We start from the raw sequence: 15,849 nt of genomic DNA, 5'->3' as shown, positions 1-15,849 counted from the left end.
TGCGCCAACGTCAAAATGGGAGTCCGTATGCGCAGGCTGATCGTCACTGCCTTGTTGGTCGGGGCGACAGGGATGCAGGGGTGTGCCACCTCGGTCCAAACGTTCTTGTTGGGCACCGCCGTCGGCGCTGCTGCCGTCGTTGGTGCGGCAGGGTGTTCGCTCGCCTGCCGCTAGCGCTGTGCGGCGTCTGTCGACGCCAATCGTCCGAGCCGCGTCCTGCGCGTGCCTGATCGGCGCGCCTTCCGGCACATCGCGAGCAAGCCTCGATCATGCCCCGATCACGCCCCGATTGTCCGGATCACCGGTTCGCAGTCGATGGGGAAATTGACCGAATTGGCGATGTAGCACTTCTCGTGCGCGGCGTGATGCAGGTGTTCTGCCAGTGCAGTATCGCCACCCGCGCGAATCGTGACGTGCGGACGCAGCACGATGCGCGTGAAGCGCCCCCCTGCGGCCGTCTCGATCATTGTGCCCAGTGCGTCGTCCCGGTACTGCTCGACCACGACGCCCGCTTCGGCGCACAGATGCAGATACCAGAGCTTATGGCAGGCGCTGGCCGACGCGACCAGCAGATCCTCGGGATTCCAGCGTGCCGCATCGCCGCGAAAAGCGGGGTCGGCCGAGCCGGGAATCGGTGGCTTGCCGTCTACGCGAATCTCATGATCGCGCCCGTATGCGCGATAGCCCGAGGTGCCGCTGCCCTGATTGCCGGTCCATTCCACATCGACACGGTACTCGTGTTCGCCTGATGTCATGACTTGTCTGCGTGCTTGTCTTGGTTGAGGGATCGCCGCCGTCTCAAGCCAGCGGTTCGGTCGTCAGTGCGCGCGTGAGACCGTGCATCGGGCGACGCATCGCGACATCGAAGGGATTGGTCTGCGGGCCGATCAGCTCGGCCTGACGCCGCAGCAATTCCACCACCATCGGCAGACGATCCTGCGACAGGCGCGCAGCCAGCGTGCCCACGCTCAGCGCGGCGACCGCGTGCCCGGTGCGATCGAACACCGGCACGGCGACCCCGGCCATGCCGTCGAGCACGCCGCTGTTGCTCCCGGCATACCCCAACTGGCGCACCCGTTCGATTTCGGTGCGCAGATAAACCTCGTCGAGCACCCCATAGCCGCGTAGTCGCGGCACGTTGAAGCGAATGATCTCCTCGCGCTCGGCTTCCGGCAGGAACGCCAGAATCGCAAGACTGCCCTGACCGACGCCCAACGCCACGCGTCCGCCGATATCGCCGGTAAACGAGCGGATGGGGAAGGGGCCTTCGCACATGTCGAGGCACACGGCGTCGAAACTGCTGCGCACGAGCAAAAAGATCGTGTCGCCAAGACTCGCGCAAAGTCGCAGCAGTGACGGGCGGCACAGCGTTCGCATGCCGCTCGGGTTGCCCGCCTGGGCGGCCATCGCGAAGAAGTCGATGCTTAGCCGGTAGAGCTTGGACGTCTCGTCCTGTTCTACCACCTGCTCGGCGATGAGGGCGTGAAGAATCCGGTGCACCGTGGCCTGGCTCAGGCCGACGGCCTTGGCGATGTGCGTGACGCGCTCGCCTTCGGGTTTGGCGGCGCCCAGTGCGCGAATGACGGCAAACGTGCGTTGCAAAATACCCGCACCGGCGGATTCTGCGGGCGAGGTGTCCTTCACGTCGGTTGTGCGTGGTGAATCAGAGGTGCTCATGGGGGTCTCTAGTATTCCGTCAAACGGAATATTAGCGTAAGCCAATATGGATTGAAAACTGGCATGGCACCGAGAAACCGGCAAAAACAACCAATAATCACCATAAATTAGGGATTATCCCGAGACGCTGACGCGAAACGAAAGCGGTTGTTCATCCGCCAAACATTCCGTGAAATGAAATAATATGAAAATTTATCTCATTTCGTGGAATCGTTATCTTGCGGCATGCAATTTGGCTCGCTACTGTTCGGTGCAATTGCATTTCATGTGGCGCGCGTGCGCCCCAAAGGTAGTGACCATGTCTTTTCTGACTTTGACGGATGTTTCCAAGACGTTTGGCGAGTTGAACGCTGTCTCGAACGTCAACCTCTCGGTGGAGAAAGGCGAGTTTGTCTCGCTGCTCGGGCCTTCGGGCTGCGGCAAAACCACCACGTTGCAGATGATCGCGGGCTTCGTCGAAGCCACCACCGGGCGCATTACGCTCGACGGGCGCGACATCACCAACATGCGGCCGAACAAGCGCGGGCTGGGCATCGTGTTCCAGAGCTACGCGCTGTTCCCGCACATGACGGTGGCGGACAACGTCGGCTTCGGTCTGGAAATGCGGGGTGTCGACAAGGCGGAGCGCAAGGACCGCATTCGCGAGGCGCTCGCACTGGTGCGGCTCGACGCCCTCGGCCATCGATTCCCGCGCGAACTCTCCGGTGGTCAGCGTCAACGTGTCGCGATCGCGCGTGCGGTGGTGATCGCGCCGCCCGTGCTGTTGCTCGACGAGCCGATGTCGAACCTCGACGCGAAGCTGCGCGAGGACATGCAGTTCGAGCTGCGCTCGATCCAGCGCAAGATCGGCACGACCACGATCATGGTCACGCACGACCAGTCCGAAGCGCTGTCGATCAGCGATCGCGTCGTGGTCATGGAGGCCGGTCGCATCACGCAGGTCGACACACCGTACCGGGCCTATGAGCGTCCGGAAACGCCGTTCGTCTCGCAGTTCATCGGCAAGGCGAATATGCTGGCAGGCCGTGTGGCGGCGCGCGACGGCGAGCATCTGCACATTGCGCTGGGCGCACAACTGACGCAGCGCACCGCACTCACGGATCTCTCTCCGCGCGACCGGAGCATGGCTGTGGGCGATGCCATCACCATGTGTCTGCGGCCTGAAAAGGTTCGCCTCTGCGCGCCCTCGGCGGGCCGTTTGTCGGCCACGGTGACGAGCCGTTTCTTCCTTGGCAGCCAGTGGCTGTATCGGGTGGACAGCGAACTGGGCGAAGTGCTCGTGTGCTGCCAGAACGAAGGCGGCGAGCCGTTGAACGAAGGGTCGCCGGTCGGTCTCGACTGGCATCCGGAATCGGTGCGCTTCGTTGCCGCAGGAGCTTGCACCCATGGCTGAGACCCTGCAAGTGCCGCACACGGACACCGCGCCCGCCGCGCGCGCGCCGTGGCAAGCCTATCTGCCGATGTGGGTGATGAGTGCGCCGGCCATGCTGCTGTTCGTGGCGTTGGTACTCATTCCGTTGCTGATGACGCTCGCGCTCACGTTTTATCAGTTCGATCCGGCAAGCGGTCCGATCGCGGCGTTCCAGTTCGAGAACTATAAGGAAGTGCTGTTCGACGCGTACTTCCACACGATCTTCCTGCGCACGTTCGGCATTTCGCTGACGGTGACGGCGATCTGCGCCGTGGTGGGCACGTTCGAGGCCTACGTGCTCTCGCGCATGGGCGATCCGTGGCGTTCGCTGTTTCTGCTGGTGATTCTCTCGCCGCTGCTCGTGTCCATCGTGGTGCGCGCGTTCGGCTGGAGCATGTTGCTGAGCTCCGGCGGCCTGATCAATCAGGCGTTCGGGCTGGTCGGCATGGGGCCGTTCAAGATGGAGTACACCAACTTCGCCATCGTCGTCGCGCTCTCGCACGTGATGCTGCCGTTCATGGTGATTCCGGTGTGGACATCGCTGCAACGTCTCGATCCGCAGACCGAGAACGCGGCGCTCTCGCTCATGGCGTCGCCCGCGACCACGTTGCGTCGCATCGTGCTGCCCCAACTGGTGCCCGGCATTCTCTCGGGCAGCCTGATGGTGTTCGGTCTGTCGGCCAGCGCCTTCGCGATTCCGAGCCTGCTGGGTGGCCGCCGTCTCAAGGTCGCCGCCACCGCCGTGTACGACCAGTTCCTGAGTTCGCTGAACTGGCCGCTCGGCGCGACCATCGCTGTCCTGCTGCTCGTGGCGAATCTGATCGTGATGCTGACGTACTACCGTCTGCTCGATCGCCGCTATTCGCGAAGCATGGGCTAAGGCCGTCCACGTCTGTCGCAGAAAAGAACACACTCGCCATCATGCGTAAAAACAGTCCCCTGGCGCTCGCGTTCCACACGCTCGTCATCCTCTTCGTGCTCGCCCCGATGATCATCGTGGTGCTGGTCGCGTTCACGCCGGAGCAAACGCTCTCGTTGCCCACGCGTGGTATTTCGCTGCGCTGGTTCCGCGCGATTCTCGACTATCCCGACTTCATCGAGTCGTTTTTCACCAGCCTGAAGCTCGCGTTCATCTCGGCCACGCTCTCGCTCGTGATCGCGTTGCCCGCCGCGCTGGCCATCGGCCGTTCACGCTTCCCGGGACGCAACTTCCTCAACGGTCTGCTGCTCTCGCCGCTGGTGATTCCGGGCCTCGTGCTCGGCATCGCGCTGCTGCGGTTCTTCGCGATGCTCGGTGTGACCGGCTCGTTCGGCGCGCTGATTTTCGCCCACATGATCATCGTGACGCCGTTCATCATGCGTCTCGTGCTCGCGTCGATCAGCGGTCTGGATCGCAGCGTCGAAAATGCAGCGGCCTCGCTGGGCGCCGGTTCATGGACGACGTTCCGCCGTGTGACCATGCCGATGATTCTGCCCGGCATTACCGGCGGCTGGCTGCTCGCGTTCATCAACAGCTTCGACGAACTCACCATGTCGGTCTTCCTCACGGCGCCGCAAACCGTCACGCTGCCGGTGCGCATGTACATGTACGCGACCGAATCGATCGATCCGATGATGGCGTCCGTCTCCGCGCTCGTCATTGCGGTGACGCTCGGCGCGATGCTGCTGCTCGACCGCATTTACGGCCTGAATCGCATTCTGATCGGCCAGCATTGAACGCGCGCTCACCGACGACTCCTATGTCCAGTTCTTCCCCATTCTCCCAATCGTCGCGCGCGGAAGGGCAGTCGGCCGGCCAGCCGCAGATGATGCGTCTGGCCGAGACCTCCCGCTCGACGGTCACGTTCTATATCGACGGCCAACCGGTGCAGGCGCTCGCGGGCGACACGCTGCTTACCGCCATCCTCACGTATCAGCGGCACGTGCGCATCAGCGAGTTCAGCGGCACGCCGCGTGCGGGCTTCTGCCTGATCGGCGCTTGTCAGGATTGCTGGGTGCGTTGCGAGACGCCGCCCGCCGGTGGTGGCGACGCCCAGCTCTCGCGGCTGCGTGCCTGCTCGACGACGGTGCAGGCGGGCATGCGTATCGTGACGCGCGCTGCCGACGTCGACGAAATCCACGGAGGCTCGCATGACTGAGCGCGCCGAAAGCCGCAACGCCGCCGATGGCACGAGCGTCGTGATCGTCGGCGCAGGCCCCGCAGGCATTCGTGCGGCGCAGACGCTCGTCGCGGCGGGGGTGCGTCCGGTGGTGCTCGACGAGAACATGCGCTGGGGCGGCCAGATCTACCGTCAGCCGCCTGCCGACGCAGGATTCGCGCGCAGCAAACAGGCGTTGTACGGCTTCGAAGCCGCCAAGGCCGACGCCGTCCACCACGCGATGGCGACGTTATTGCCGCACGTCGACTACCGTCCTGAAACCCTCGTGTGGGCCTGCGATCCGAAGCGGCTCCACACGATGCATGGCGGCCGCGAAACGGCGGTGCCGTTCAGCCATCTGATCATTGCCAGCGGGGCGACGGATCGCGTGCTTCCGTTGCCGGGCTGGACACTGCCGGGGGTATACACCCTCGGCGGCGCGCAGGTCGCGCTCAAGGCGCAGGGCTGTGCGATCGGCGAGCGCGTCGTGTTCGCCGGCACCGGACCCCTGCTGTACCTCGTGGCGTACCAATATGCGAAAGCCGGGGCGAACGTCGCTGCCGTGCTCGACACCAGCGCGTTCGTCGCGCAGGCAAAGGCCGCGCCGCGACTGCTCAATCAGCCATCGACGTTTGCCAAGGGCGTGTACTACGTGGGATGGCTGCGTGCACGCGGCGTGCGCATCGAAACCGGCGTGACGCTCGACGGCATCGACGGCGCCGCAGGCGTGCGCGCGATTCGCTGGCAGCGCCATGGCCGGGAGCATTCGCTCGAATGCAGCGCCGTGGGGCTGGGCTACGGCCTGCGTCCGGAAACGCAACTCGCCGATCTGGCCGGTTGCCGATTCGTCTTCGACGAACTCAACCGCTGCTGGCTGCCCGAGCGCGATGCGGCCGGCCGCAGTTCGCAGCCGGGGATTTATCTGGCAGGCGACGGCGCAGGCATTGCCGGCGCCGACGCCGCCGAACTCGCCGGACGCCGCGCCGCACTCGCGCTCATCGAAGACCTCGGCGTTGCTGCGCCCGTCATGCCGGATGCGCCCGACGCCGCCGCCATCGAGCGCAAGCTCGCGAGCATCCGGCGCTTTCGCGAAGGCATCGAGCGAGCGTTCGCCTTGCCCGACGATCCGGCCGTGCACTGGCCCGACGACATGCTCGTGTGCCGATGCGAAGAAGTCACCGCGCGCACGTTGCGTGACTGCGCCCGTCTGGACGGCGTGACCGAAATCAACCGCCTCAAGGCGCTCACGCGAGTGGGCATGGGCCGCTGTCAGGGCCGCATGTGTGGCGAAGCGGCGTGTCATGTGCTGGCTGAGGCGAGCGGGCAGACGCTGGCCCAGGTGGGACGTCTGCGTGCGCAGGCGCCGATCAAACCGATTCCGATTGCCCCGATGCTATTCGACGAGAATGTCGCCGTGATCCCCGAGGAGGCGCGCGATGAGTGAGGTGCGTAAGCCTTTGCATTACGACGTGGTGGTCGCCGGGGGCGGGTTGGTGGGCGCGTCGGCCGCGCGAGCGCTGGCCGAGCGTGGCCTGAAGGTCGCGCTGTTCGAGCGACGCTATTGCGGCGCGCAGGCCAGCGGTGTGAACTACGGCGGCGTGCGCTGCCAGGGGCGTTCCGAAGCACAATTGCCGCTCGCGATGCGCGCGCGCCGGATCTGGGATCGTCTGCCGGCGCTCATCGGGATCGACGGCGAATTCGTGCGCTCGGGCCACTTGCGTCTCGCGCGTCGCGAGAGCGATCTCGAACCGCTCGACCGGTGGTCCGCGATGGCCGCCAACTACGGGCTGTCGACCACCGTGTTCCGCGGGGCGGAGTTTCGTCGGCGCTTTCCATGGCTGGGCGACGGCGCCGTCGGCGGCTCGCTGTGCATGACCGACGGTCACGCGAACCCGCGTCTGGTCTCGCCGGCGTTCGCCCGCGCGGCACGCGCACTTGGCGCGCACGTGCGCGAACTCACCCCGATTACCTCGATCGCGCATGATGGTGTGCGCTTCCAACTGACGGCGCAGCCCGAAGCGGGCGACGCCCTGCATGTGAGCAGCGACTGGTTGCTCAATACGTCCGGCGCATGGGCGAATCACATCGCCGGCACGTTCGGCGAGCGCGTGCCGATGCATGCCATCTATCCGAACATGTGGGTGACGGAGCCGTTGCCGAAATTCGTCGGCCACAATCTCGGCGTCTACGGCGGCGGCGTATACGCGCGTCAGGTCGAGCGAGGCAATTGCGTGATCGGCGGGGGGCGCGGTACCGGCAACGGCGAATACGCCCAGCCGTCGGCCGACACCACGCGTGCAGTGATGCGCGAGGCGTGCGCCTTGCTCCCGGCGTTGCGCAACGCGTTGCTGATTCGCACCTGGAGCGGCGTGGAAGGCGAGACGCCCGACGACAACCCGATTATCGGCATGAGCCGCACGACACCGCGTCTGGTGCATGGCTTCGGCTTTTCGGGCGGCGGTTTTCTGCTGGCGCCCGGTGTCGGCGAAGTGCTGGCCGATCTGGTCACGCAGGGCGAGACGGCCACGCCGATCGGCGCCTTCGCCGTCGACCGGTTCGCGAAAGTCGGCGTGGCCGCTTGAGGAGCCCCGGACATGCCCGACGTTCAGCGTCCGTCCACAACTTACCTTCCTAATCCCCTGGAAAACGCAAGGAGAACCACGATGAAGCTATCCCGTAAGGTCGTCATGTGCGCTGCGGCGCTGGCATTAGGTGCGAGCAGCGCCGCCTGGTCGCAGTCCAAAACGCTTTACATCGGCATGAATGGCGGCCCGATGGAAAAGGCTTACACGAGCCAGATCTTCCCGGAATTCGAGAAGGCCAACAACGTGAAGGTCGTGGTGGTGCCGGGGACGTCGTCGGACGTGCTCGCCAAGCTGCTTGCCAACCGCAACAGCCCGCAAATGCATGTCGTGTTCCTGGACGACGGCGTGATGGCGCGCGCCATCGGCATGGGCGTGTGCCAGAAGCTCGACGATTCGCCCGTGCTCAAGGAGTTGCTGCCCTCGGCCCGTGTGAAGGACGACATGGGCGCCGGCGTGCAACTCGGCATGACCGGTATCGGCTATAACACCAAGCTCTTCAAGGACAAGGGCTGGGCCGCCCCGACGTCGTGGACCGACTTCGCCGATCCGAAGTACAAGGGCAAGGTCGTGTTCCAGTCGGCCTCGAGCAGCACCTTCGGTCTGCACGGTTTCCTCGCGCTGAACCGCATCTGGGGCGGCAGCGAGACGAACGTCGAGCCGGGCTTCACGAAGTGGGCGTCGACCGTCGGCCCGAACGTCGTCGAGTACATCCCGAACTCGGCCAAGCTCTCGGAAATGATCCAGACCGGTGAGGCCGCGATCTTCCCGCTGACCCCGACGGCCGTCAGCGATCTTCAGGACAAGGGCATCCAGGTCGGCTACGTCGCCCCCAAGGAAGGCGCCGTGCAGTTGCTCGTCGACCTGTGCGTCGTGAAGAACAGCCCGGATAACGCCATGGCGCAGAAGCTCGCGCAATACCTGCTCTCGGCCAAGGGACAGTCGCTGGCTGCCGCTGCCGGCGCCTATATCCCGACCAATTCGCAAGCGACCATTCCGCCGTCGATGCAAAAGCGTCTGGGCAAGCTCGACGACTTGACCAAGAATATCGCGACGGTCGATTGGGAGGCCATCAACCAGCGCCGCGCCCAGTGGGATCAGCGCTGGAACCGCCAGATCGAGCAGTGATAGTATGGGCTTGCGCCGCCACCTCGTCTAGTGCGCAGTGCAAGCCCCCGAACGAACGACGCCGGGCACCTTGGGGTGGCCCGGCGTCGTCGTTTCTGCGGTGTCGTGCGGTGAGGCGCGTTTCGGCTACATCACGTCGGCCTTCGCGGCGAGCCGGTGGAAGGCCCCGATCAACTGCTCATGATCGGTCGGCATCAGCAGCGCATGAGCGGGTTCGTCGAGCATCAGGTAGCCGAGGCCCCAGGAGGAGAAGGCGCCGAGTTGGCGCGGCGTGCCGTCGAGCAATACCTGAATCGCGCAATGGTGGCGCGACGCCTCGATGCGCGCACGGGCGTCGGCGATGGCGCGAGCCGGTCCTTCGATGTACTGATAGAAAGTCGTGCCGTCGTAGAGCAGCACGCCGGTCACGCCATGGGTGTCGTTGAAACCCCGGGAGTGAACGATGATTTTCGAGAGCGCGACCGGATCGAGATCCGGCAACGCCCGGCTAATGTATGCGTAGCACTCGCTCATTGTTTTTGGTCTCTCCCCCTCTAAGGCCCGATACCCGCCTTGACACGCCTTTAAGCGCCTTTAAGCGCCAGCGAATCGGAACGTCGGCACCTCGGCACCGCGGCACCCCGGCATCAGGGCGGTGCGATATTGACGTCGACTTTGCGTCACCGCGCATTAGAATACTCCAAGTGCGATGCCCGGGAAGCTCATTCGCCATGCCAATCAATTATCTACGCGGTTTCACCCAGCCGGTGCGCACGGACGCGGCGAACCGGCGTTTGGGGTGCTCGCTCGCGTTCGTGGCCGGGGCGGCCAACGCCGGCGGTTTTCTGGCCGTAGGTCAGTACACGTCGCACATGTCGGGCATCGTGGCGTCGCTGTCGGACAATCTCGTGCTCGGCGAAGTCTTGCTGGTGCTCGCCGGGTTGAGCGCTTTGCTCGCGTTTGTGCTGGGCGCGGCCACGTCGGCCGTGCTGATTCATTGGGGGCGGCGGCACCACACGCACAGCGAATACGCCGCGCCGCTCATGTTCGAGGCGGTGCTTCTGCTGACGTTCGGCATGATGGGGGCCAATCTCGAGGCGCACCGGCTGTTTTACGCGCCGGCGACCGTCGGCTTGCTGTGCTACGTGATGGGGTTGCAAAATGCGATCATCACCAAGATTTCCCGGGCGGAGATTCGTACCACGCACGTCACCGGTCTTGTCACCGACATCGGGATCGAGCTGGGCAAAATGGGCTACTGGAACCGGCCTGGCGTGGCGCAGGATTTGCCGCACGTGGCGGGCGACCGGCAGAAGCTGCGCCTGCTGTGCGCCTTGCTGGGCATGTTCTTTCTGGGTGGACTGGCGGGCGCGCTGGGCTTCAAATACTTGGGCTTCGTCGCCACGATTCCTCTGGCGGTCGTGTTGATCATGCTGGCCATCGTGCCGCTGCTTGACGATTTCTCGCATCACTCTCGCAATACAAGGCATCCTCATTAATCCACTGGTCGATTATCCCTGTCGGGCCATTCGCTATGACCACACCTTCGGGCATTCCCGGTTTGCGGCATTGGGTCGGAGAGCGGCTACGCGCGCTGTTCGATAAATTCGACGACTATCCGTCGATGATCGGCGTCATCGGCACCGCGATTGCCATCGCGATTCTGCTCGGCGTCTCGCTGCTGTTGCGTGCCGACCGGCAGGCGCGCTATGCGCACGCGCTCGAACGCGCGCAAAGCGTGGCGTCGGTGGTGGCCACGAGTCTGGGCGGCAATATCGCCATCTATGATGCCCTGCTCAAGGAGATGGTCCGCGAGGCCGAAGACCCCACGACGCCGTTGTTCCCGGAGCGCGTGCGCGATCGGGTGCGCTTTGGGCAGACGCTGAGCCGCGATTTCCTGGACGACGCCTACGTCGTCGACAAGACGGGGCAAATCGCGGCGCCGCTGGATGGGGCGCCGACCGTGACAGTGAACGTAGCCGACCGCGATTACTTCCGCTCGCACGCCGCCAGCCCGTCGCTCGGGCTATACATTTCGCAACCTTACGAGTCGCGCACCCACGGCGGCGTGCTCTCGGTGGCGCTCACACGGCGTATCTCGTCCCCCGACCATGCGTTCTCCGGCGTGGCGGTGCTGGCGTTGCGGCTCGACCACCTCGGCGCATTGGTGAGCGATGTCGATTCGGCCGATCTGCGTTCCATCGACGTGGTGGAAGAGAAGGGGACGGTGCTGGCCTGCGCGCCCTGTGCGGGGGCGCGGCCCGGCGCGCTTGTGACCTTGCCGGGCGATGCCGCGCGCAATGGCGACCTGACGGCGGCGCTGTCGTTTCCCCGGGGCATGGACGCTGCGGATTACCGATCGGTGCGCGTGCCGGGCGCGTCGATGTACGTCGTGGTCACGCCGTCGACACAGGCGCTCATGCGCGAGTGGCAACGACAGATGTGGATATTGAGTACGATTGCGATCGCATGCGCTGCAACGCTGATCGCCGGTTCCTGGCTGCTGGCGGCAGCGATCCGCACTCGGGTGAGCGCCGCGCAACGGCTCATGAGTCTGAGTGTGACCGACGGCCTCACCGGGCTGGCCAACCGTCGGGCGCTCGACACGAAACTTGCCGCCGAGTGGCGACGGGCGAAGCGCTCGGGCAGTCCGCTCTCGATTCTGTTCGTGGACATCGATCATTTCAAGCATTTCAACGACACTTACGGCCATTCGGTCGGCGACGACGTGCTGCGCGCCGTCGCCAAGAATATCGGGGGCCATGTGCGGCGCGACAGCGATATGGCGGCGCGCTACGGGGGCGAGGAGTTCGCGGTGGTGCTGCCCGATACCGATGCGCAGGCGGCCGCCGTGATGGCCGAGCAGGTGCGGCGCGACATCGAACGTCTGCACATCAATCACGTGGGGAGCGCCACGGGCATGGTGACGGTCAGCGTCGGCGCGGCGACCGGTGTGGCCGACGAGTGCGACAGCGCGCAGGCCATTCTCAAGGCGGCGGACGAGCAGCTTTTCGTCGCCAAGCAGAGCGGCCGTAATCGCATCAGCACGGTGGTGCTGCGGGCGAGTTCATCCGCCGGCGAGGCCCCGGACACCACGCCCACATCGACTTAGGAGACGCTGCCCGATGTCCAGGTGTCGGCCGCACGGATCCCATCACCCGCGCCATCGCGGATCTCTTCCCGGATCTTATGCAGGCAGGCGCGCGTGATCGCGTTGCACCGCCTGACGCGGCGATGCCATCGGATGACGCAATCGAATGCCCCCCGAGTCGTCACAGGCGCAGTGGCAACTGTGATGAATACAAGGCGACAATGCGCATGGCTGCTGAGACAATTCAGCTATCGACCGACATGCCTTGATTCGCCGACACCTGATTCGCCAAAGGGCAGCCAACATGAATCGCACTCCGTATCCGTACAGCATCCAATACAGCAACGCCTATCGCATCAGGTGTTTCGCGGCCTGTCTGTGCCTGGCCGGCACGCTGGTCTTTGGCCAGGCTCACGCCCAGTCGTATCTCGGCGCGGGCGATCTCGGCAGTATCCGTGAGTCGAACCAGACGCCTGCCGTGAGTCCCGCCGTGGCGGCGCTCGGGGGGCAGACCGCCGCCGTTACCGATGCGCACGGCGCGAGCGCCAGCATCAACCGCACGGCAAGCGAGCGCAACGGCGCATCCACCGGACCGAGCCCTCAGGAAGTGCTTGGGCAGCGTCGGGCGCTCGACACACGCGATATGCAGCATCCGCGCCAGACCCAAACGTTCGACAGCATCGCCCGGCCGTCCCGGCCGGAGTGAGGCGGCGAGCGTCAGTCGGCCATTGCGGGAATGGCGCCCTCCTGGAAGAGGACACGCGGCGCGTCCATCGTGCCGTCTTCTTCGTCGACCAGCACTTCGTAGGCGGCGATACCGGCGAATCCCGAGGCCATCGACTGCGCGATACGTACCGCGCCGAATTCCGTGCTCGCCTGACGCAGCTCGCCGGGTTGCAACACGCCGTCTTTGTTCTTGCGATATGGCACGACGATGAACTTGATGGATTTGGCGTCGCTCATGGTGTCCCTCTCGAGGAAGTTGAATGATGGGGAATGTAGCATGAGGACTGTATAAAAATACAGTGGTCGGAGACGATTTTTTGCCAAACAACATCCCGTAATGCCTACATAACTAGTCAATATTCGTATATTCCATCGCCTCTTGATAGCCTGTGGTTCTAATCGCGAATTGTTTCCCACCAACTCGCGACCAAAATGACAAGTATTGAGAGCATCGAATGAATGCAGGCAATCTGATTTCGGCGAACCGACTCAAAGACGGTCTGGTCGTCTGGCTGGACGAGCAACATCACTGGGTGGACGATCTGACGCAGGCGCACGTGTTTGATGCGGACGGTCTCGATCGGGCGCAAGCCGCCGCCAAGGCCTCTGTCACGGCCAATCTCGTTGTGGATCCTGTGCCGCGTCCGGCCGAAATCGGCGAGGCCGGCCCGGTGCCGGTGGACTTCCGGGAGCAACTGCGCTCGCGCGGCCCGTCGGTGCGAGAGGACCTCGGCAAGCAGGCAAGCGGCGAAGGCGTGCATGCGGCGCTTGCCGACGCGCCCGCGCTGAGCGTTGCCCCAGAACATGCCGGGATCTATCGCTACGATCCGTCGGAGCGCGAATACCTCAAGGACCGCGCAAAGGAGTTCGGCCAGCAAGTGGCTCGCCGCCTGAGCGGCGAACTGAGCGAAGACGACTTCAAGGTCTACCGTCTGATGAACGGCCTGTACCTGCAACTGCACGGTTACATGCTGCGTGTGGCGATCCCGTATGGCACATTGAGCGCGGTCCAGTTGCGTCAGCTCGCATTCGTGGCGAATCGCTACGACAAGGGGTACGGCCACTTCACCACGCGTCAGAACCTGCAATTCAACTGGCCGACGCTGACCGACTCGCCGGACATTCTGTCGGCGCTGGCGGATGTCGACCTGCACGCCATTCAGACGAGCGGCAACTGCATCCGCAACGTGACTACCGACCAGTTCGCCGGTGCGGCGAAGGACGAAGTGGTCGATCCGCGCGTGTACGCGGAAATTCTGCGTCAATGGTCGACGGACCATCCCGAATTCACCTATCTGCCGCGCAAGTTCAAGATCGCGATTACCGGCGGTCAGACGGACCGGGCCGCAGTGCGGTTTCATGACATCGGCATTCTGGCGCGCACGAACGAGCAGGGCGAAGTCGGGTTCCAGATTTATGCCGGTGGCGGTCTGGGCCGAACGCCGATCGTCGGCACGCTGGTGCGGGAGTGGTTGCCCGAGGCCGACCTGCTGCGCTTTGTCGAGGCGATTCTGCGCGTGTACAACGCGCTGGGCCGTCGCGACAACATTTACAAGGCGCGCATCAAGATCCTCATCAAGGAAATGCAGCCGGCGAAGTTCATCGAGATGATCGAAGAAGAGTTCGCCCGCATCGCTCAGACGCATCGTCCCCTGGCAGACGACGTCATCAAGGCAATCGGCGAGCGCTTCGTCGTGCCCGAATTCGCGACGCTGCCGGCGCAATCGAGCGTGTTTGCGCAGGCTTACGAAAGCGATATCGCCTTCAAGCACTGGGTTGACGCTTGCACGCATGAGCACAAGGTGCCGGGCTATATCAGCGCTGTCGTGTCGCTCAAGCCGGCCGCCGGTATTCCGGGCGACGCCAGCGCGCAGGAGATGCTCGTGCTGGCCGATCTGGCGGACCAGTATTCATTCAGCGAATTGCGCGTGACGCACGAGCAGAACCTCGTGCTGCCGCACGTCAGGCTCGACGATCTGTATGCGCTTTGGGCGCAATTGAAGGCTGCGGGACTGGCTACGCCGAACATCGGCCTGATCTCGGACGCCATCGCCTGCCCGGGGCTGGACTACTGCGCGCTCGCCAATGCACGATCGGTGCCGGTGGCGCAGCGTATCGCATTGCGCTTCACCGAAGCGCAGCAGCGCGACATCGGTCCGGTGACGCTCAACGTGTCCGGCTGCATCAACGCTTGCGCGCATCACCATGTGGCGCACATCGGGATTCTCGGGGTGGACAAGGCGGGCAAGGAAAACTATCAGATCACGCTGGGTGGCTCGGCGGACGACAACGCGGCCATTGGCAAGATTCTCGGCCCGGGCGTGTCGTACGAGGCGGTGCCCCAGGTGATCGAAAACATTCTCGAACGCTATCTGGAACTGCGTCACGAGGGTGAGCGCTTTATCGATACGCTGGGACGTGTCGGCGCGGAAGCATTCAAGGGAGCTTTGCATGTTGATTGATCGTAACGGACTGCCGGCCGAGGACGTCTGGACCTATCTTGGCGCAGATGCGCAATTCTCGCCGGACGCCGCGAACCCGATCCGTAGCGAAAGCGTGCTGCCGCTCGACGCATGGCTGGCCGCGAACGAGCAGGGCGTGGCGCCTGCGGGCATTCGTGTGCAGGGTCATGACGACCCCGAGCGCATTGCCGCGCTGCTGCCGCAACTCGAACTCGTCGTGATCGAATTCCCGAAGACGCGCGACGGCCGTGGCTTCACGCTGGCGAAGGTCCTGCGCGACAAATGGAATTTCCATGGCGCGATTCGCGCGGCTGGCCCGTTGCTGCCCGATCAGCTGGCGATGTTGTGGGCCTGCGGCTTCGACAGCCTGCTCTCGCCGTCAGAGGTGCCGACGGCGCGCTGGCGCGAGGCGGCACTTGCCGCCCAGGTCAGGGCGGGGCGTCCGCGCACGTTGCTGGCCCGGCTGACGGCCTGATCGGCGCCGTTCCCCCGGGCGTAGGGGGATTCGGGGGGAAAGCCAGCGGGAAAAGAAAGGCACAAACGCGTTTAGCGCGTTTGTGCCTTTTTCTTTGGATGTCTCTTTGGGCGCCGCTCCGCTGCCCCGACGATCGGGGCGCGTGGCAATGGCATCTTCCGGCGTTTGGTCATGCATTTG

Annotated in this window: 16 protein-coding genes; 12 read left to right on the top strand and 4 right to left on the bottom strand. The window is 64.4% G+C overall.

The features are described from left to right. Positions 1 to 278 precede the first annotated feature (278 nt). The gene (locus PAN31108_RS02435) at positions 279 to 755 is read right to left on the bottom strand and encodes an OsmC family protein (RefSeq protein ID WP_150667294.1); all 477 of its coding nucleotides are present in this window, start codon (positions 753 to 755) and stop codon (positions 279 to 281) included. A gap of 43 nt (positions 756 to 798) precedes the next feature. Further along, positions 799 to 1,677 (bottom strand): IclR family transcriptional regulator, encoded by an 879-nt coding sequence (locus PAN31108_RS02430; protein WP_150667293.1) that lies wholly within the window; start codon positions 1,675 to 1,677, stop codon positions 799 to 801. A gap of 298 nt (positions 1,678 to 1,975) precedes the next feature. Between PAN31108_RS02430 and PAN31108_RS02425 the strand changes: the two genes are divergently transcribed. From PAN31108_RS02425 to PAN31108_RS02395, 7 genes are all read left to right on the top strand, one after another. Continuing rightward, the gene (locus PAN31108_RS02425) at positions 1,976 to 3,070 is read left to right on the top strand and encodes an ABC transporter ATP-binding protein (protein ID WP_150667292.1); all 1,095 of its coding nucleotides are present in this window, start codon (positions 1,976 to 1,978) and stop codon (positions 3,068 to 3,070) included. Continuing rightward, the gene (locus PAN31108_RS02420; RefSeq protein WP_150667291.1) at positions 3,063 to 3,968 is read left to right on the top strand and encodes an ABC transporter permease; all 906 of its coding nucleotides are present in this window, start codon (positions 3,063 to 3,065) and stop codon (positions 3,966 to 3,968) included. The genes PAN31108_RS02425 and PAN31108_RS02420 overlap by 8 nt, the downstream gene beginning before the upstream one ends. A 41-nt stretch (positions 3,969 to 4,009) precedes the next feature. Beyond that, positions 4,010 to 4,804, top strand: coding sequence for an ABC transporter permease (locus tag PAN31108_RS02415; protein WP_150667290.1), 795 nt, complete (start codon positions 4,010 to 4,012; stop codon positions 4,802 to 4,804). A gap of 23 nt (positions 4,805 to 4,827) precedes the next feature. Further along, the gene (locus PAN31108_RS02410) at positions 4,828 to 5,226 is read left to right on the top strand and encodes a (2Fe-2S)-binding protein (RefSeq protein ID WP_150667289.1); all 399 of its coding nucleotides are present in this window, start codon (positions 4,828 to 4,830) and stop codon (positions 5,224 to 5,226) included. Next, on the top strand, positions 5,219 to 6,670 hold the full coding sequence (locus PAN31108_RS02405; RefSeq protein ID WP_150667288.1) for an FAD/NAD(P)-dependent oxidoreductase: 1,452 nt from the start codon (positions 5,219 to 5,221) through the stop codon (positions 6,668 to 6,670). The genes PAN31108_RS02410 and PAN31108_RS02405 overlap by 8 nt, the downstream gene beginning before the upstream one ends. Beyond that, on the top strand, positions 6,663 to 7,808 hold the full coding sequence (locus PAN31108_RS02400) for an NAD(P)/FAD-dependent oxidoreductase (protein WP_370819553.1): 1,146 nt from the start codon (positions 6,663 to 6,665) through the stop codon (positions 7,806 to 7,808). The genes PAN31108_RS02405 and PAN31108_RS02400 overlap by 8 nt, the downstream gene beginning before the upstream one ends. A gap of 81 nt (positions 7,809 to 7,889) precedes the next feature. Further along, on the top strand, positions 7,890 to 8,936 hold the full coding sequence (locus tag PAN31108_RS02395) for an ABC transporter substrate-binding protein (RefSeq protein WP_150667287.1): 1,047 nt from the start codon (positions 7,890 to 7,892) through the stop codon (positions 8,934 to 8,936). A 126-nt stretch (positions 8,937 to 9,062) separates the two neighbouring features. Here PAN31108_RS02395 and PAN31108_RS02390 read toward each other — a convergent pair whose 3' ends face one another. Continuing rightward, positions 9,063 to 9,449 (bottom strand): BLUF domain-containing protein, encoded by a 387-nt coding sequence (locus PAN31108_RS02390; RefSeq protein ID WP_150667286.1) that lies wholly within the window; start codon positions 9,447 to 9,449, stop codon positions 9,063 to 9,065. A gap of 197 nt (positions 9,450 to 9,646) precedes the next feature. Here PAN31108_RS02390 and PAN31108_RS02385 point away from each other — a divergent pair, with 197 nt between their 5' ends. From PAN31108_RS02385 to PAN31108_RS02375, 3 genes are all read left to right on the top strand, one after another. Continuing rightward, a complete protein-coding gene (locus PAN31108_RS02385) occupies positions 9,647 to 10,414 on the top strand; it encodes a YoaK family protein (RefSeq protein ID WP_150667285.1) in 768 nt (255 codons plus the stop codon). A gap of 35 nt (positions 10,415 to 10,449) precedes the next feature. After that, positions 10,450 to 12,027 carry a GGDEF domain-containing protein gene (locus PAN31108_RS02380; RefSeq protein WP_150667284.1) on the top strand — a complete coding sequence of 526 codons (1,578 nt, stop codon included), beginning with the start codon at positions 10,450 to 10,452 and terminating at the stop codon, positions 12,025 to 12,027. Positions 12,028 to 12,310: 283 nt separating this feature from the next. Continuing rightward, positions 12,311 to 12,712: a hypothetical protein gene (locus PAN31108_RS02375; protein ID WP_150667283.1), complete on the top strand. Its 402-nt coding sequence runs from the start codon at positions 12,311 to 12,313 to the stop codon at positions 12,710 to 12,712. 11 nt (positions 12,713 to 12,723) lie between these two features. Here the strand turns inward: PAN31108_RS02375 and PAN31108_RS02370 are convergent, their stop codons facing one another. Continuing rightward, entirely contained in the window at positions 12,724 to 12,969 is a 246-nt protein-coding gene (locus PAN31108_RS02370; RefSeq protein ID WP_039402924.1) for a hypothetical protein, read from the bottom strand. Positions 12,970 to 13,187: 218 nt separating this feature from the next. Here PAN31108_RS02370 and PAN31108_RS02365 point away from each other — a divergent pair, with 218 nt between their 5' ends. Then, a complete protein-coding gene (locus PAN31108_RS02365; protein ID WP_150667282.1) occupies positions 13,188 to 15,194 on the top strand; it encodes a DUF2849 domain-containing protein in 2,007 nt (668 codons plus the stop codon). Then, entirely contained in the window at positions 15,184 to 15,669 is a 486-nt protein-coding gene (locus tag PAN31108_RS02360; RefSeq protein ID WP_150667281.1) for a DUF934 domain-containing protein, read from the top strand. The genes PAN31108_RS02365 and PAN31108_RS02360 overlap by 11 nt, the downstream gene beginning before the upstream one ends. The last annotated feature ends 180 nt before the right edge of the window (positions 15,670 to 15,849 follow it).

This window comes from Pandoraea anhela, assembly GCF_902459655.1.
In the GTDB taxonomy this organism is placed as follows: Bacteria; Pseudomonadota; Gammaproteobacteria; order Burkholderiales; family Burkholderiaceae; genus Pandoraea; species Pandoraea anhela.
Note: the sequence above shows the minus strand (reverse complement) of the source record. Positions and strands in the feature narration are given on the sequence as shown.

Excerpts from the sequence above, each read along its gene's own strand:
- PAN31108_RS02435 (WP_150667294.1), bottom strand. The coding sequence starts at position 755 with ATGACATCAGGCGAACACGAGTACCGTGTCGATGTGGAATGGACCGGC.
- PAN31108_RS02430 (WP_150667293.1), bottom strand. The coding sequence starts at position 1,677 with ATGAGCACCTCTGATTCACCACGCACAACCGACGTGAAGGACACCTCG.
- PAN31108_RS02425 (WP_150667292.1), top strand. The coding sequence starts at position 1,976 with ATGTCTTTTCTGACTTTGACGGATGTTTCCAAGACGTTTGGCGAGTTG.
- PAN31108_RS02420 (WP_150667291.1), top strand. The coding sequence starts at position 3,063 with ATGGCTGAGACCCTGCAAGTGCCGCACACGGACACCGCGCCCGCCGCG.
- PAN31108_RS02415 (WP_150667290.1), top strand. The coding sequence starts at position 4,010 with ATGCGTAAAAACAGTCCCCTGGCGCTCGCGTTCCACACGCTCGTCATC.
- PAN31108_RS02410 (WP_150667289.1), top strand. The coding sequence starts at position 4,828 with ATGTCCAGTTCTTCCCCATTCTCCCAATCGTCGCGCGCGGAAGGGCAG.
- PAN31108_RS02405 (WP_150667288.1), top strand. The coding sequence starts at position 5,219 with ATGACTGAGCGCGCCGAAAGCCGCAACGCCGCCGATGGCACGAGCGTC.
- PAN31108_RS02400 (WP_370819553.1), top strand. The coding sequence starts at position 6,663 with ATGAGTGAGGTGCGTAAGCCTTTGCATTACGACGTGGTGGTCGCCGGG.
- PAN31108_RS02395 (WP_150667287.1), top strand. The coding sequence starts at position 7,890 with ATGAAGCTATCCCGTAAGGTCGTCATGTGCGCTGCGGCGCTGGCATTA.
- PAN31108_RS02390 (WP_150667286.1), bottom strand. The coding sequence starts at position 9,449 with ATGAGCGAGTGCTACGCATACATTAGCCGGGCGTTGCCGGATCTCGAT.
- PAN31108_RS02385 (WP_150667285.1), top strand. The coding sequence starts at position 9,647 with ATGCCAATCAATTATCTACGCGGTTTCACCCAGCCGGTGCGCACGGAC.
- PAN31108_RS02380 (WP_150667284.1), top strand. The coding sequence starts at position 10,450 with ATGACCACACCTTCGGGCATTCCCGGTTTGCGGCATTGGGTCGGAGAG.
- PAN31108_RS02375 (WP_150667283.1), top strand. The coding sequence starts at position 12,311 with ATGAATCGCACTCCGTATCCGTACAGCATCCAATACAGCAACGCCTAT.
- PAN31108_RS02370 (WP_039402924.1), bottom strand. The coding sequence starts at position 12,969 with ATGAGCGACGCCAAATCCATCAAGTTCATCGTCGTGCCATATCGCAAG.
- PAN31108_RS02365 (WP_150667282.1), top strand. The coding sequence starts at position 13,188 with ATGAATGCAGGCAATCTGATTTCGGCGAACCGACTCAAAGACGGTCTG.
- PAN31108_RS02360 (WP_150667281.1), top strand. The coding sequence starts at position 15,184 with ATGTTGATTGATCGTAACGGACTGCCGGCCGAGGACGTCTGGACCTAT.